The sequence below is a fragment of the Desulfotomaculum copahuensis genome (genome assembly GCF_001655685.1).
Classification (GTDB): domain Bacteria; phylum Bacillota; class Desulfotomaculia; order Desulfotomaculales; family Desulfovirgulaceae; genus Desulfotomaculum_G; species Desulfotomaculum_G copahuensis.
In genome coordinates, this window is record NZ_LYVF01000054.1 from 1 (window position 1) to 15,207 (window position 15,207).

Here is a 15,207-nt window from a genome sequence, read left to right on the forward strand (position 1 = left end):
GGCGGTGGGGGCGGCGTCGGGGGAACGGGCGGCCGCGGCGGCGGCGGGCGCAAGTCCTACCGCAACCTGGCCGTAGTGGAGAAAACTGTTTTTGATGCCATTCGCCAGCTTTCCATGCTCACGCCGCGGCGGCTCTATTTTGCCCACAATCAGGTGATTGTGCTCTCGGAACAGTTGGTCCGCCACCGGGGAGTCAATGAGATCCTGGACTTTTTCGACCGCAATCCCCAGATCCGGCGGGACAACTGGGTGCTGGTGGCCCGGGGAAAGGTGGGCGATATCATGGATGCACCGCCGGGCATCGAAACGACACCGGCCCAGCGCATTACCGGGGAGATCAACAACCGGGAACAGTCCTCCTTTTTTTCGCCCACCCGGCTGGGCGACTTCATCCAGATGCTGGAGGAGCCGGCCACCGAACCCTATACGGCCATGGTGGGCCTGCTTCCCAACCCCGCTGTCAGCAAGGTGGCCTTTGATCCCGGCGGACCGGGGCCGGAACCGGCACACGATGTGAAACTGGTCGGTACGGCGGTCTTCCGGCGCGACCGGTTGGCCGGCTGGCTGGATGAGCGGGAAACCCGCGGGTTGCTGTGGGTGCGCGGACAGGTGCAGGGTGGTCCGGTCAAGTTTCCCAGCCCGCATGATCCGCATAAAGATGTTGCGGTGGACATTCTGCGCGCCGGCCGGGGCGGTAGTAAGCTGGAGCCGGTACTGCAGGACGGGCGTCCGGGCATGCGCATCAAGATCAAAACCCGGGTCAACCTGGTGGAAACCCAGGATTTACACTTGGATTTGGACAAGCCGGAGGTGATTGAAGAACTGCAAAAGCAACTGGAAAAAACCATCCGCGAGGAGGTGATGGCCGCAGTGACCAGACTGCAGGAGGACTACCACGCCGACTGCTTCGGCTTCGGCAGCGCCTTTCACCGCAAGTATCCGGCCTTCTGGCGGCAGGCTTATTTGCAGTGGCAGGATGTTTTTCCGGCCATTCCGGTGGAGGTGGAGGTGAATGCCGTCATCCGGCGCACCGGTCTGGTCACCCGGCCCATGCGTCCGGGGTCGGGGGAGAAACTGCAGCTGCCGGGGGGTTAGCCTGGCCGGAGAGGGGAACGGAAAAGTAAAAGCCGGCCGGGGGGTAACGCCCGCCGGAAGAAAGCTGTCACAAACAAGAACGGGCTTTATTTGAAAATCTTGGTACTTATTGATGTAGTTTTGCCTGCAGGCAAGACGGGTGTTGGTATGGCTATCCGGTATATTTGGACACGGTTTATATGGCGATGGATTCAAGGCGAAGCCCCGCTCATTCTATGCCCCGGGGCCGCAGCTGCTAAAGGGCTGGTTTCGCTATAACCGGACGCCCGGCGTTCCGGCGTCCCGGACGGGGGGAAAGTGATGGATATTATTTTACTGATCATTGTTTTTGGTCTGATCATCGCCGCCCAGGCGCCGCCGCTGATTAAAAAGAAAATGTGGCGGGAACTGGCCGCCTTCTCTGTTTTGATGCTCATCGGCATGTTTTACAGTTTCGGATTGGCCCTGAACCTGCCACTGCCCAATCCGGCCAAGGCGGTGGAAGCAGTTTTCGCCCCGCTGACCAGGCTGATCCAGAAGGCCTTTATTTGACTGGAATCTTAAACCAGCTGCTCATGCCCGAAGCACCGGTGCAATTGTAGCACGGTCCCGGACAGCATCTCCGGGGTCACTGTTTTTCAGCGTTCGGGCGTGCCTGCCGCCGGCCTGCTGTTCACGCTCCGGGCGCATTTTCGAGCAAAAATTCCATCCGGTGAAATTAATGTAACAGCTTGTCAGGGCATGCACAAAATGATAAACTGTTTAAGGGTATTGCTCTTATCCCCGTGCGGAGAGAATATTTTGGATGGTGAATGCTATGGCCGGCGGGTACAGGCAGTATCAAAGCACATGGGTGCTGGTATTGCTTTTGTTGGTGGGTGCTTTGGTGGGCAACGCCCTGGCCGCCATGCTGGCGCCGGTGGTGCCCTTTCTCAAGGCCAGTTATACGATCGGCCTGCAACCGGCCACCCTGGATTTACAATTGTTCCGGGTGACCTTCGGCTTTAATCTTACCCTGGGGCCGCTGACCGCCCTCGGTCTAATTTTCGGCTACCTGCTTTACCGCAAGCTGTAAACCGTTGTCCGATGGAGGGACGTGGCAAGTTGACACCCATTTTTCTGGCTTCCTCCTCACCCCGCCGCCGGGCGCTGCTGGAGCAGGCGGGCATCCCTTTTACCCTGCTCACCCCGCGGGTGAGTGAGGAGGTAGACGGGGAACCGCCCCCGCCCCACCAACTGGTGGAAAGGCTGGCCCGGCGCAAGGCCGCGGCCGGGGCACGGCTGGTCGACCGCGGATTGATCATCGGTGCGGACACGATTGTAGTGTTCCGGGGACGGGTGCTGGGTAAACCGGCTGATTCCGCCGCCGCGGAAGAAATGCTGCACCTGCTGCAGGGGGCCAGCCATGACGTATTCACCGGCCTGGCTGTGATTGAGCAGCCGGGGGGCAGGACAATGACGGCCTGGGAACGCACCCGGGTAACCTTCCGGACGTTGACGGACGAAGAAATCCGTCTTTATGCAGCCACCGGGGAGCCGGCGGATAAAGCGGGTGCTTACGCCGCGCAGGGACTGGGGGCAATTTTTATTACTTCCATCGAGGGTTGCTATTTCAATGTGGTCGGCCTGCCCCTGGCCCGCCTGGCCGTCATGCTGGCCGGATTCGGCGTGCATGTGCTCGCGCTGGCCGCCGGACGGCCGGCCTTCATCAATAAGGGGCGCCTGGAGGAGTGAGCGTGGATTCCACCGGTTACCATGTAACCATCAAGGACATGCCCGTCGATCTGCGTCCCCGGGAGCGCCTGCTCCAGGAGGGGGCCGGTGTGCTCACCGATATAGAATTGTTGGCCATCATATTACGTACCGGTATCCAAACGGCCAGCGCCGTTCAACTGGCGGCGGCCGTGCTGGGACGTTTTGGCGGCCTGCGCATGCTGGTGCAGGCCAGTGTGGAGGAATTGAGCAGCATGCCCGGCATCGGCCCGGCCAAGGCGGCACAGATCAAGGCGGCGTTGGAAGCCGGGCGGCGGGTGGCCGTCAGTAGCGACTCCTTCCGGCCGGTAATTAAAAGTCCGGAGGATGTAGCCGGCCTGGTCATGGAGGAAATGCGCCACCTGGACCGGGAGCATTTCCGTGCCCTGCTTTTAAATACCCGCCATCAGGTCATTGTCCGGGAAACCATCTCCATCGGCACATTGAATTCTTCCACGGTCCATCCCCGGGAACTTTTCAGAAACGCCATCAAGCGCGGCGCGGCGGCGTTGATTCTGGTGCACAACCACCCCAGCGGGGATCCGTCCCCGAGCAGTGAGGACCTGGATGTCACCAGACGCCTGCAGGAGGCCGGGCGGATAATCGGCATTGACGTGCTGGATCATGTGATCATCGGGGATAACAGGTTTGTCAGTTTGAAGGCGCAAGGACAGATTTGAAAACAATGGAAAGGGGAGGGGAACATGCGCATCGGGCTGTTCTCCAAAGATATGGGTATAGATTTGGGTACGGCCAATTCCCTGGTTTATGTCAAAGCCAAGGGAATTGTGTTGCGTGAACCGTCTGTGGTGGCCATTCAGCGGGATAACGGCCAGGTCCTGGCGGTGGGCGAGGAAGCCAAGCAAATGATCGGCCGCACGCCGGGTAATATTGTGGCCATCAGGCCGATGAAGGACGGTGTGATTGCCGATTTTGACGTCACCCAGAGCATGATCAAGTATTTTATCAATAAATCGCTGCGCAGCCGCACCTTCCTGGTTCGTCCGCGGGTGGTCGTTTCCGTCCCCTCCGGGGTGACGGCGGTGGAAGAGCGTGCCGTGCGCGAAGCGGCACTGCAGGCCGGCGCCCGGGAGGCCTATCTGATTGAGGAACCGATGGCGGCTGCCATCGGCGCCGGTTTGCCCGTACATGAACCCACCGGCAACCTGATTGTGGATATCGGCGGCGGCACCACGGAAGTGGCGGTAATCTCCCTGGGCGGCATTGTGACCAGCCGGTCCATCCGGATTGCCGGTGATGAAATGGACGATGCCATCATTCAGCACGTGAAAAAAGCATATAACCTGGCCATCGGGGAGCGTACCGCCGAGGAGATCAAGATTGAAACCGGTACCGCCTACCCGCAGGAAGATATGGAAACTTATGATGTGCGCGGGCGTGATCTGGTTACCGGTCTGCCCAAAACAGTGCGTATCACTTCGGGTGAAATTTACAAGGCGCTCTCCGAACCGGTGTCGGCCATACTGGAGGCGATCAAGGCCACTCTGGAACAGACGCCGCCGGAACTGGCCGCGGACATCATGGACCGGGGCATAGTCATGGCCGGGGGCGGTTCCCTGCTGCGGGGACTGGACCGGTTGGTCAGCGAGGAAACGGGCATGCCCGTGCATCTGGCGGACGAACCGCTGCTCGCTGTGGCCTACGGCACCGGCCGGGTGCTGGAAAATATCGACGTCCTGCGGCGGGTGCTTATTCAGCCCAAAAAATTGGCCTGAAACAGGCCGCGGGCGGTGTCATCTGCCGTCACCGCCCGCGCATGGATTCGCATTGTATCCCGCCGGCGGGGCGGCTGCATGTATGTGGTTGTATCCCGGGCGGGCGTGCAAGCCGTAAAATCCACGGGCGGCCGCCCGGATGGGCGCAGTTGCCCGGGATTTGACGGGGGTGCGTGCGGCCGGAATTTATGTTTGCAGCATGGCGGAAGGTGTATGTGAGGTGGCTAATTTTTCCGGTAAAAAGATCATCCTGGCGGCCATATTGCTGGTGGCCGTCTTTATGCTTATGCGTGCCACCGCCTTCGGGCGGGTCGGGGTGACACCCCTGGAGGGCGCGCTCAGGGATGCCCTTTCCCCGGTGCAGCAGGTAACCACCAGAGTGGGGCAGGGAATGAGAAACTTTTTTACCGCCCCGTTTTCCCTGGTCGAAGCCGCCCGGCAGGAAAAGCGGCTGTCCCGGGAGATAAAGGATTTACAGGGGCAATTGCGGCAGGCCGGTGAATACCGGCTGGAGAGCCAGCGGCTGCAGAAGTTGCTCGATTTCAAAGAAAACACCGCCGGCAGCGCCGGCTTTCAGACCACGGCGGCAGCGGTGGTGGGACGGGATCCGGGAAACTGGTTTTCCACCATCACTTTGAACAAGGGCACCGCCGACGGGTTGAAGGCCGACATGACCGTGCTGGCGCCGGAGGGCCTGGTGGGCCGGATCATCGCCGTGAGTCCCCATACCGCCCAGGTGCTTTTGCTCACCGACCCGCGTAGCGCTGTGAGCAGCCTGCTCCAGGATACCCGTGCGCCCGGCCTGGTGGAAGGAACCGGCGGCGCCACCGGCGGCCTGCGCATGAAAAACATCCCCACCGATACCCCGGTACATGCCGGTCAGGTGGTGGTCAGTTCCGGCACGGGCAGCCTGTTTCCGAAGGGGGTTCCCATCGGGCAGGTTACCGGCAGCAACCGGGATCCGACCGGTCTTTTTTATGACGCCACGGTGCGCCCCTTTGTCGATTTCAACCGGCTGGAAGAAGTGCTGGTGGTTACCAGTGTACAGCAGCCGGCCAATACGGGGCAAAAAATTTCTGGAAACTGGAGTCAATTTGGCCGCTAGCCGGCCGGACAGCCGGCCCGGCCGGGGGAAGCCCGGGGTTGCCGCCGAAGGGGGCGGCAGCATGAATGAAGCCGGCCGGGCAAACCGGAAGGAACGGCTTTTCGCGGCCGGCGCCCGGCCGGGCGCGGCTTGGAGGCGGGGCGGGTGCCGGGAACCGCGGTTTCGACAGGGGGGGGTTTCTTGCGCGGGTTGGTTCTGCTGGGGCTTCTGGCCCTGGCTTTACTGTTGCAGGGTACAGTGCTGGGAATGCTGCGCATTGGTGGCGTGATGCCCGATCTGGTTCTGATGCTGGTGGTTTTTGTGGCATTTTTAAGCGGTAAAACGGAAGGCGCCTTTTGGGGCTTTGTGGCCGGCCTGATCAAGGATGCGGCCGCCGGCAGTTATTTCGGCCTGAACGCCCTTTCCCTGATGACGGCCGGTTACCTGGTCGGTCTGGCCGAACGCCGGCTGTACAAGGACAGTATTCCGGTGGCCATGTTCGTCACCTGGCTGGCCGCCGTGGTCAGTCAACTGGCTCATTACCTGTTATTGCTCTATTGGGGGATGGATATACCGCCCGGAACGGCGATGCGGGTGATCTTCGGCGTTGCCTTTTATACTGCGGTCCTGGTGCCTTTATTTTACCGTCGCTTCTACCGCTCGCAACTGCATGGCTGGTTGCGGAACCGGCAGTATTAGCCGGACGGAAATGCGAAGACGGTACTTTTTTGCGGCCTTTAATTCCCGCAGATATCCGGAATTGCACCGGTGGCGGCGGCCGGTACGGCGGCCAGGTCATGCCGGCCTTCACCGCACAGGCCGCTAAAAATAGCGGGAAGAGCATCATAATGTCTAAAATATATAGAAAAACAGGGCTGAAAGCCCCGTTTTTTTTTGCGTGTTTTAGCAGGATTTGGTTACAGGCTGTAGAATTTAACATCAGTCGTGTAATAAGGGGAGAGCCTTTGCTCATGGAGATAAAGAAAGCAGCCCCGGGTAAAGGGACAATGGCCTTTTCCCCGGGGGACACCGGGGACTTGATTGACGATAATACTATCCTGGTGCAGCGGACACTTCGTTCCGGTCAAAAAGTGCACTTTGACGGCAATATCGTGGTGCTGGGTGATATAAACCCGGGGGCGGAGGTGGTGGCCACGGGAAATGTAATCGTCATGGGCTCCATCCGTGGGGTGGTGCATGCCGGCGCCGCCGGTGATGAAGAGGCCGTGGTGATGGCTTTCCGTCTGAAACCGACCCAGTTGCGCATTGCCACCCATATTACCCGGCCGCCCGATGAACAGGCCGGTGATCCGGAGCAGCCCGAAGTGGCCCGGATAAAAAACGGGGTGGTCACCATAGAAGCCCTGCTGACCGATCGCCAGGGTGTAATTTGAGGAACACGGAAATGACCGGATGGAAACTGCGAGCAAAGAGGGGGAACTGGCATTGAGCGAGGTAATTGTAGTTACTTCCGGCAAGGGGGGGGTGGGTAAAACCACCACTACGGCCAACCTGGGGGTGGGCCTGGCCAGTCAGGGGCATAAGGTGGCCCTGGTTGACGCGGATATCGGGTTGCGCAACCTGGATGTGGTGCTGGGACTGGAAAACCGGATTGTCTATGACATTACCGATGTTACCGGGGGGCATTGCCGTTTGCGGCAGGCCTTGATTAAGGATAAACGTTTTGAGGGCCTGTTCCTGTTGCCCGCCGCACAGACCAAAGATAAAACCGCGGTCAGTCCGGAGGAGATGAAAGAGCTGTGCGGTGAACTGCGGCAGGAATTTGAATTTGTGATTATCGACTGTCCGGCCGGCATCGAGCAGGGTTTCCGCAACGCCATCGCGGGGGCGGACCGGGCTGTTGTGGTTACTACGCCGGAAGTGTCGGCAGTGCGGGATGCCGACCGGATTATCGGCCTGCTGGAAGCCGCCGAACTGCGGGATCCAAAACTGATTGTCAACCGCCTGCGTTCGCGGATGGTGCGTCAGGGGGATATGATGAGCATTGAAGATATCATCGACATTCTTGCCATTGACCTGTTGGGAGTGGTGCCCGAGGACGACATGGTGGTGATCAGCACAAACCGGGGCGAGGCGGTGGTTCAAGATGACCGTTCCCGATCAGGCCAGGCCTACCGGAACATTGTCCAGCGCATCAAGGGGGAAGCCGTGCCGATGATGAACCTGGATGAGGGCGGCCTGATGTACAGGCTGCGCCGCATGATCGGTTTGAAATAAGCCTGGAAGGGGGGAATGGCCTTGCTTGATTTTTTAAGCCGGATGTTCGGACGGGAAGCCAACGGCAGTAAAAACATCGCCAAGGAAAGGTTGCGTCTGGTGCTGGTGCACGACCGGGCCAGCGTTTCGCCCCAGTTGTTGCAGACCTTGAAAGTGGAGTTGATTCAGGTAATCTCCCATTATATGGACATTGACGAGGAAGCTTTGGAAGTCACGCTGGACAGCAACGAAAATCAGGTCGCCCTGGTGGCCAGCATCCCGGTCAAAGGGATGAAGCGGACAACCAGGAGTCTGGCCGGCAGTATTTAGGAAAGAGTCTCCCGCGGAAAATTGCCAGTACCGCGGGACTTTTTTTATCCGGGCAGGTGTTATATAATTAATATCGTTAAAAAACACCCCGGCACCCGGGCGGTGATCCCGTCCGGTTATTGCTTTGAACCGGGACACGTACCGGGTTTTCGTCGCCCGTGTTCCGGCGGCACAGTCCGGGTTAAGGCGGTGGCAGCAGTTGATTTACCGGCGGTTGTACAGGAGCCTGGATCACACCCTTTTGCTGGCGGCGGCGGCCGTCATTGTGTTCGGCCTGATTGTCATCGGCAGCGCCAAGGTGTCTTTTTCCGACCAGTCTTTCATTCAATTGACCAGACTTGGTTTCTTCATGCGCCTGCTGCATCTGGATTACGGCTATGTGGGCCGGCAGTTTCTCTGGGTGGTGCTGGGCGTTGCCGCCATGGCCGTGACGATGTATATCCCCTATGAAGATATCTGCAAACATTCCCGGGCGTTGTATGTGCTCAACCTGATTATGCTGGCGGCGGTGCTTTTTGCGGGGCACTCGGCAATGGGCGCCCAGCGCTGGATCGGTTTCGGCCCGGTTAAGTTTCAGCCTTCGGAATTTTCCAAGCTGTTGATGATCATCACCCTGGCTAATTTTCTGGCTCTCCGGGAGGGCCGGCTCAACCGTTTGCGGGATTTGCTCCCGGCCTTTGTTTTCGTAGGCGTGCCCATGCTGCTGGTGTTAAAACAACCGGACCTGGGTACTTCCATGGTTTTTGTGGCCATCTTGTTCGGCATGCTGTTTTTCGCCGGCGCCAGGCCGGGGTTGCTGCTGGGCCTGCTTGGAATCGGTACGGTTTTGATCATCGGGTTGTTTATGGTTCACGGCTATCTTTATAATACGGACGCAAATCTCGAAAAACAGCTTATGACCCTGGAACAGCAAAAAAAGGCCGCCACCACGGTAGCAGCCAGGCAGCAGCTGGAAAAACAATATGATCAAACAGCCGGGCAGTACCGGGTGGCGCATCACCGGCTGGATTTATTTTACAAGTATACTCTCAAGGAATATCAGATCAAGCGTCTGACCATTTTCCGCGATCCCCAAACCGATTTGATGGGCGACGGTTATAATATCTGGCAATCGCTGATTGCCGTCGGCTCAGGCGGCATGCTGGGCAAGGGGCTGTTGGAAGGTACCCAGAGTCACCTCACCTTCCTGCCCGAACGGCATACCGACTTTATTTTTTCGGTGGTCGGTGAAGAATTCGGCTTCTTGGGCGCGCTGTTTCTTTTGGTTCTGTTCTTGATTATTCTTTACCGGGGGGTGCAAATTGCCGCGTCGGCCAGGGATTCCCTTGGGCTTTTGCTTGCCACCGGAATCATTTCCATGTTTGCCTTCCATGTTTTTGTCAATGTCGGAATGACCACCGGGATTATGCCGGTGACCGGGATTCCTTTGCCCCTGTTCAGCTACGGCGGCAGCAACATGATTATGAATCTGGCCGCGTTGGGGTTGCTCATGAACGTATACATTCACCGCAAACAAATTCTGTTTTAAACTGATGTATCCCCGGCGGAAAAATGGTGCAAAGTATTAATGTACGTAATTTGCCGGGAGGACGAAACTTTGACGGACAGCGGCGCAGTGCGTCAAAAGGCGCTGAAGGAAATCAACTGGTACGGTTCGGTGACGGCCGGTCTTCCGGTCACCTCCGGGCTGCAGGTATACGCCCGGGTGGAATCGCTGGCCCACCGCTTGCTTGAAAACGGTGTATTACAGGTTAACGCCGTGATTAAACTTTTTGCCGTGCCCGGCTCCGGCAAAAAAAACGGCTGTTTCGGGCAAAACGGGCAGCCGGCCGTGTGCTTTACCGGCCGGGTCGACACCTCCACTTTTATCAAGTTGCGCCCGGTGAAGGGACCGCAGGACATTCTTTCCATCCGGCACCGGATCAAGGTGGAAAAGACCACCGCCCGGCCGGGCCGGATCAGTGTGATCGGCAGTCTGAAAATAGAAGTGGAATACCTTTCACCGGTCAGTTTGAACGGCCGGGTGACGGTGTTTGCCACCGGCCAGCCGCTCAAAGACGCCGCCATCAAGGTGCTGGATATGAATGAAGAGCGCGTGTTGCATGAAACAGCCACCGGAGCCGACGGCACCTACATTTTCGAGGGCATTGAAACCGGTACCTTTCTGGTGCATGCTGAAGCGGAAGGTTTTGAACCTCAGGAGCAAATAGCCGTGATTATGCTTCAGGATACGGTAAATTTCGTTTTGCACCGGCGTGCGTCAGAGCAAAAGGACGCGGTCTGAAAGTGGAGTTTGATCGTCTGGCCGCAGTCTTGCGTTCCGGAACCGATCCGGCGGTTTTGCCTGCGCCTGCGGTTTCAACTTGCCGGAACCCTTGTGCCGCCGGGTGTCCGCTGCCGCGCCGGATTATGCGTATGATTGGCGGTTGCTTTACAGACACGATTTAAATGCGGTTTTCAAACAGGCAAGCCCCGGCCCGGCCGGGGCTTGTCATATTTGTCCCCCTCAATCATATAATAACTTACCAGATGGTTGATCAGGCTGCGGGTAAGGCCGGCAGGCCGGTTTTAAAGGGGGAATGAGTGATGCGCTGGGGCAGGCCGAAAAAGTATTATTCCTTTACGCCCGGCGGGGACAGGGTAAAGGAGACGGACCGGGATCCGTACGGACAGTATTCCCGCCGGCGTCAAGAGGGGGCGGGTCGTCCGGGGGGCGGGTTTATCAACCGGCTGATGGTGGCCGTATTAATACTGGCCTTGTTGCTGATTATCCGCCAGGCGCCGTTTCCGGCCGGTCAACAGGTGCGGGACAACCTGCGTTATATTTTAACCACCGAGTGGAATTTTCAGCCCGTAGTGCAAAAAGTGGTCCAATTGGGATTGCAAATGGTCAACGTGGATCACAACTTTAACGGTGATCTCATTCCCCGCACCAGTCCGGCCATCAGCCCGTCCGCCGGGGGCGGGGAATGGCAGTTGCCGGTGTCGGGCAAGGTGGTGCGCGGATACGGCTGGTCGGTGGACCCCCTGGACAACCTGGAGCGTTTTCATCCCGGCATTGATATTGCCGCCCCGGCCGGGTCGCCTGTCAAGGCCGTGCGGGATGGAAAGGTGAGCAAGGAGGGGAAAGACGCCTCACTGGGCCGTTATGTGCTGCTGGATCACGGCGACGGCTATTATACATTGTATGCCGGGCTGCTGGCGGTCAAGGTGACCACCGGTCAGAAGGTGGATGCCGGGCAGGAACTGGGTACAGCCGGCGGTCCGGGGGATGTGGCCGGCGGGGGGGTGCACTTTGAGTTGCGGGAAAAGGGCCGGTTGGTGGATCCTTTGAGCAAGCTGCCCGTTCCCCGCGCACAATAGGAGGGCGATTGATGCGTGCCGGACGGGTTATGGGCGTGGATCTGTATGTGAATAACTTTTTTTTACTCTTGCTGGCTCTCTTTTTTATTGCCGGCGTACTGGGAAAAGGGTTGATTGCCTTCAGCGTGGTGCTGATCCACGAGTTTGCCCATGTGGCGGCCGCCCGCCGGCTGGGGGTGCCGGTGTCGGATGTGGAACTGCTGCCCTTTGGCGGAGTGACCCGTATGGGCGGCGACCTGGTTATGGATCCGGTGAAAGAAGTATACGTGGCTGCCGCCGGCCCGGCCAGCAACCTGATCATGGCCGCCCTGGGAGTGGCCATGAAAAATTACGGCTTGTGGCACAATGAACTGGGGCCGTTTTTTTTGCAATGCAATTTGTTGATTGCCGCCTTCAACCTGCTGCCGGCATTGCCCCTGGACGGGGGACGGGTCTACCGCGCCCACCTGGCCCGGCAGTCGGGCATCCGGGAGGCTACCTGCCGGGCGGCCGGCCTGGGCCAGTGGTGGGCGGCGGCCATTGCCGTTCTTGGTGCGGCCGGGCTGGTGACGGGCTACAGCGGCCTGGACATTCTGATTACCGGGTTGTTTTTGTTTTATGCCGCCACCCGGGAGCGCAGCATGGCTCCTTACCTGTTCATGGGCCAGCTGGCGCAGAAAAAAAGTGAACTGTTCCGGGCCGGGGTGCTGCCTGCAGAAATAATGGTTTCCCTGGAAGATGTTCTTTTAAAAGAGATCATCAAGCCCTTTTTGCCCCGCAAGTTTCACCTGGTGCTGGTGTTGAACCGGCAGTGGCAGTACCGGGGGATGGTCACGGAAGCGCAGATCATCGACGGCCTGCTGGCCCACGGCCTGGACCTGCCGGTGGGCAAACTGCCGCCGGTGGCGGAGTAATCCGGAATATTGCATTGCAGCCTGAAGGCTGCTTTTTTTGTTTTTTGTCGCCGTCTTCCACGGGCGGGGCGCAGTGCTTTTTGTTTGGCGGTTGCAGGTTTCCATCAAACGGGGTAAAATAATATTATTTGTGAGGAGGAATATTTTACCGCCCGGAGATGGCAATAATAGTGATAGAACTGGAGGATTTTTCGCGGTATGATTAATCTGGAAAAAATCCTGCCCCGGGTGCAAAAGCCGGCCCGCTACGTGGGCGGCGAGTGGAACATGGTGCGCAAGGACTGGGACAAGACGCCGGTAAAAATGGCTTTCGCCTTTCCTGATGTTTACGAGGTGGGTATGTCCCACCTGGGGCTGCAGATCCTTTACCATGTGGTGAACAGCCGTCCGGATACCCTCATGGAGCGTGCTTTCGCCCCCTGGGTGGATATGGAGGCGGAAATGCGTAAAGCCGGCCTGCCCCTGTTTACTTTGGAGTCCCGGCGTCCGGTGAAGGATTTTGATTTGATCGGCTTTACACTGCAGTATGAAATGAGTTTTTCCAATGTCCTGAACATGCTGGATCTGGCCGGCATTCCCCTGCGAGCGGCGGACCGGGGAAACGGTGGTCCCCTGATTTGTGCCGGCGGTCCCTGTGCCTTCAACCCCGAGCCGCTGGCTGATTTTATTGATTTCTTCGTGCTGGGCGAAGGCGAGGAAGTGCTCCATGACCTGCTGGATCTTTACCGGGACTGCGGCGGCCGCACCGCCGGACGGGCGGAATTCCTGCGGCGGGCGGTGCGCATCCCGGGCATTTATGTGCCGTCATTTTACCGGGTCACCTACCGGGAGGACGGGGGGATCGGTTCCATCCACCCGCTGACGGCGGACGTGCCGGAACTGGTCACCAAACGGGTGGTACGCGGGTTTGACCGGGCGCCTTTTCCCACCCGCCCGCTGGTGCCCTCCCTGGGTGTGGTGCATGACCGGGCGATGCTGGAGGTGCAGCGCGGCTGCACCCGGGGTTGCCGCTTCTGCCAGGCCGGCGTGATTTACCGGCCGGTGCGGGAAAAAAGTCCGGCCACCCTGCGGGCACAGGCGGCGGATCTGGTGCGTCAAACCGGTTTTGACGAGATTTCCCTGGTTTCCCTGAGCACGGCGGATTATTCCCGGGTGGACGAACTGGTGCACACCCTGCTGGATCAATTTGCCGGGCTGGGAGTGAGTGTTTCACTGCCCTCATTGCGGGTGGACGCCTTTTCCGTGGCGCTGGCCCGGGAGATACAGCGGGTGCGCCGCTCCAGCCTCACTTTCGCCCCCGAAGCGGGAACACAACGCTTGCGGGACGTGATCAACAAAGGGGTAACTGAAGAAGACCTGATGGCGGCCGTGTCCACCGCTTTTGGCGCCGGCTGGCCGGCAATCAAACTGTATTTTATGATCGGCCTGCCCACGGAAACAGATGACGACCTGGCCGGTATCGCCCGCCTGGCCCGCCGGGTGCTGGCGGAGGGCCGGTGCCAAAAGGTGCCCCGGGGCCGTTTAAAGGTGACGGTGAGCGCCTCTTCCTTCGTGCCCAAGCCGCACACTGCTTTTCAGTGGGAGCCCCAGGACCGCCTGGCGGAACTGCGCGGGAAGCAGGCTTACCTGCGGGATGCGTTGAAGGAAAAAGGGCTGGTGTTTCACTGGCATGAGCCGGAAGTGAGCTTTCTTGAAGCGGCGCTCTCCCGCGGCGACCGCCGCCTGGGCATGGTACTCGAGGAAGCGCAGCGTCTGGGCTGCCGGTTTGACGGCTGGTCCGAATGTTTTAGTTTTGACCGCTGGCGGGAGGCCTTTCGTCGCACCGGCCTGGAGCCGGCCCGGTATGCCTACCGGCGTTATAATTATGACGATATACTGCCCTGGGATCACATCGGCGCCGGCGTGAGCAAGGCCTATTTGATCAAGGAGCACCGGCGCGCCATGTCCGGGCGCCCCACGCCCGATTGCCGTGCCGGTAAATGCCCGGGTTGCGGATTGTGTCCCACGCTGGAAATCAAGCCGGAAATAGACGGGAGGGAAATAAATGCCCCGCTACCGGATCAAGTTCAGTAAACAGGGGGCGGCACGCTTCATTTCCCACCTGGACCTGGTGCGCACCTTCGAGCGGGCTATGCGCCGGGCCGGGCTGCCCCTGGTCTTTTCGCAGGGGTTCAATCCGCATCCGCGGTTCAGTTTTGCCGCCCCCCTGCCGGTGGGGGTGGCCGGGGAGCAGGAATACCTGGATCTGGAACTGGTTGAAGCCTGGCCGGCGGATGCCGTTGCCCGCCGGTTGGCCGCCTGCCTGCCGGAAGGACTGACTGTCGCCGGCGCCTGTCCGGTGCCCGGTCATGCCCCGGCACTGATGGCCTCCGTACAGCGGGCCGATTACCGGGTGCACGTGCAGCTGAAGGAAGCATTGACGCCTGAACAACTGGATGAATGTTTGCACTGCCTTTTGTCCCTGCCGGAAGTGACCGTTATCCGGAAAACCAGGGAGGGAAAAGAAAAATTTTATGACATCCGGCCCGGGATTTTTAACTTGACCGGGCGGATTGACGGGCCGGAAGTTTTGTTGGCAATGACATTGCAGGCCGGCAGCGGCGGCAACGTGCGCCCGGAAGAGGTGATCGCCGCGCTGGCCGGAAAATGCGGCCTGCCGGTGCTCCCCGGTGCGCTGGAGATTGTCCGCACCGGCCTTTTGCTGGCCGGTGACGAAACTATTGCGTAATCCGGTGTCCGGCGCGGATTGAAGGCGGTT

17 protein-coding genes are annotated in these 15,207 nt (G+C 59.3%); all 17 read left to right on the forward strand.

The features are described from left to right. Positions 1-1,095 (forward strand): Ger(x)C family spore germination protein (locus tag A6M21_RS04510; RefSeq protein WP_066666699.1); only part of this gene is annotated, 1,095 nt, incomplete at its 5' end. A gap of 300 nt (positions 1,096-1,395) precedes the next feature. Continuing rightward, a complete protein-coding gene (locus tag A6M21_RS04515; protein ID WP_066666700.1) occupies positions 1,396-1,626 on the forward strand; it encodes a hypothetical protein in 231 nt (76 codons plus the stop codon). 253 nt (positions 1,627-1,879) lie between these two features. After that, a complete protein-coding gene (locus A6M21_RS04520; RefSeq protein WP_242868766.1) occupies positions 1,880-2,149 on the forward strand; it encodes a DUF4321 domain-containing protein in 270 nt (89 codons plus the stop codon). 29 nt (positions 2,150-2,178) lie between these two features. Next, positions 2,179-2,808: a Maf family protein gene (locus A6M21_RS04525; RefSeq protein WP_066666701.1), complete on the forward strand. Its 630-nt coding sequence runs from the start codon at positions 2,179-2,181 to the stop codon at positions 2,806-2,808. 38 nt (positions 2,809-2,846) lie between these two features. Continuing rightward, positions 2,847-3,506 (forward strand): RadC family protein, encoded by a 660-nt coding sequence (radC, locus tag A6M21_RS04530; protein WP_066666749.1) that lies wholly within the window; start codon positions 2,847-2,849, stop codon positions 3,504-3,506. 24 nt (positions 3,507-3,530) lie between these two features. Beyond that, positions 3,531-4,562 carry a rod shape-determining protein gene (locus tag A6M21_RS04535; protein ID WP_066666702.1) on the forward strand — a complete coding sequence of 344 codons (1,032 nt, stop codon included), beginning with the start codon at positions 3,531-3,533 and terminating at the stop codon, positions 4,560-4,562. Positions 4,563-4,701: 139 nt separating this feature from the next. After that, positions 4,702-5,667: a rod shape-determining protein MreC gene (mreC, locus tag A6M21_RS04540; RefSeq protein ID WP_242868767.1), complete on the forward strand. Its 966-nt coding sequence runs from the start codon at positions 4,702-4,704 to the stop codon at positions 5,665-5,667. 180 nt (positions 5,668-5,847) lie between these two features. Then, entirely contained in the window at positions 5,848-6,345 is a 498-nt protein-coding gene (gene mreD, locus A6M21_RS04545) for a rod shape-determining protein MreD (RefSeq protein WP_066666751.1), read from the forward strand. Positions 6,346-6,653: 308 nt separating this feature from the next. Further along, positions 6,654-7,040, forward strand: a complete 387-nt coding sequence (minC, locus tag A6M21_RS04550) for a septum site-determining protein MinC (RefSeq protein ID WP_066666752.1) — start codon at positions 6,654-6,656, stop codon at positions 7,038-7,040. Positions 7,041-7,092: 52 nt separating this feature from the next. Further along, entirely contained in the window at positions 7,093-7,884 is a 792-nt protein-coding gene (minD, locus tag A6M21_RS04555; protein ID WP_066666703.1) for a septum site-determining protein MinD, read from the forward strand. 21 nt (positions 7,885-7,905) lie between these two features. Next, positions 7,906-8,193, forward strand: coding sequence for a cell division topological specificity factor MinE (gene minE, locus A6M21_RS04560; protein ID WP_066666753.1), 288 nt, complete (start codon positions 7,906-7,908; stop codon positions 8,191-8,193). Between the two features lie 199 nt (positions 8,194-8,392). Next, positions 8,393-9,721: a rod shape-determining protein RodA gene (gene rodA / locus A6M21_RS04565; protein WP_066666754.1), complete on the forward strand. Its 1,329-nt coding sequence runs from the start codon at positions 8,393-8,395 to the stop codon at positions 9,719-9,721. Positions 9,722-9,790: 69 nt separating this feature from the next. Next, positions 9,791-10,477 (forward strand): carboxypeptidase-like regulatory domain-containing protein, encoded by a 687-nt coding sequence (locus A6M21_RS04570; RefSeq protein ID WP_161486003.1) that lies wholly within the window; start codon positions 9,791-9,793, stop codon positions 10,475-10,477. A gap of 302 nt (positions 10,478-10,779) precedes the next feature. Further along, the gene (locus A6M21_RS04575) at positions 10,780-11,556 is read left to right on the forward strand and encodes a murein hydrolase activator EnvC family protein (RefSeq protein ID WP_066666705.1); all 777 of its coding nucleotides are present in this window, start codon (positions 10,780-10,782) and stop codon (positions 11,554-11,556) included. Between the two features lie 11 nt (positions 11,557-11,567). Beyond that, positions 11,568-12,449, forward strand: a complete 882-nt coding sequence (locus A6M21_RS04580) for a M50 family metallopeptidase (protein ID WP_066666706.1) — start codon at positions 11,568-11,570, stop codon at positions 12,447-12,449. A 198-nt stretch (positions 12,450-12,647) separates the two neighbouring features. After that, complete coding sequence (locus tag A6M21_RS04585) at positions 12,648-14,522, forward strand: TIGR03960 family B12-binding radical SAM protein (RefSeq protein WP_066666707.1); 1,875 nt, start codon at positions 12,648-12,650, stop codon at positions 14,520-14,522. Then, positions 14,494-15,177: a TIGR03936 family radical SAM-associated protein gene (locus A6M21_RS04590; RefSeq protein ID WP_066666708.1), complete on the forward strand. Its 684-nt coding sequence runs from the start codon at positions 14,494-14,496 to the stop codon at positions 15,175-15,177. The genes A6M21_RS04585 and A6M21_RS04590 overlap by 29 nt, the downstream gene beginning before the upstream one ends. Positions 15,178-15,207: the final 30 nt, after the last annotated feature.

What these genes read in the sequence shown, in the direction of transcription:
- A6M21_RS04515 (WP_066666700.1), top strand. Translation starts at nt 1,396, where the DNA reads ATGGATATTATTTTACTGATCATTGTTTTTGGTCTGATCATCGCCGCC.
- A6M21_RS04520 (WP_242868766.1), top strand. Translation starts at nt 1,880, where the DNA reads ATGGTGAATGCTATGGCCGGCGGGTACAGGCAGTATCAAAGCACATGG.
- radC (WP_066666749.1), top strand. Translation starts at nt 2,847, where the DNA reads ATGCCCGTCGATCTGCGTCCCCGGGAGCGCCTGCTCCAGGAGGGGGCC.
- A6M21_RS04535 (WP_066666702.1), top strand. Translation starts at nt 3,531, where the DNA reads ATGCGCATCGGGCTGTTCTCCAAAGATATGGGTATAGATTTGGGTACG.
- mreC (WP_242868767.1), top strand. Translation starts at nt 4,702, where the DNA reads ATGGGCGCAGTTGCCCGGGATTTGACGGGGGTGCGTGCGGCCGGAATT.
- minC (WP_066666752.1), top strand. Translation starts at nt 6,654, where the DNA reads ATGGCCTTTTCCCCGGGGGACACCGGGGACTTGATTGACGATAATACT.
- A6M21_RS04575 (WP_066666705.1), top strand. Translation starts at nt 10,780, where the DNA reads ATGCGCTGGGGCAGGCCGAAAAAGTATTATTCCTTTACGCCCGGCGGG.
- A6M21_RS04580 (WP_066666706.1), top strand. Translation starts at nt 11,568, where the DNA reads ATGCGTGCCGGACGGGTTATGGGCGTGGATCTGTATGTGAATAACTTT.
- A6M21_RS04585 (WP_066666707.1), top strand. Translation starts at nt 12,648, where the DNA reads ATGATTAATCTGGAAAAAATCCTGCCCCGGGTGCAAAAGCCGGCCCGC.
- A6M21_RS04590 (WP_066666708.1), top strand. Translation starts at nt 14,494, where the DNA reads ATGCCCCGCTACCGGATCAAGTTCAGTAAACAGGGGGCGGCACGCTTC.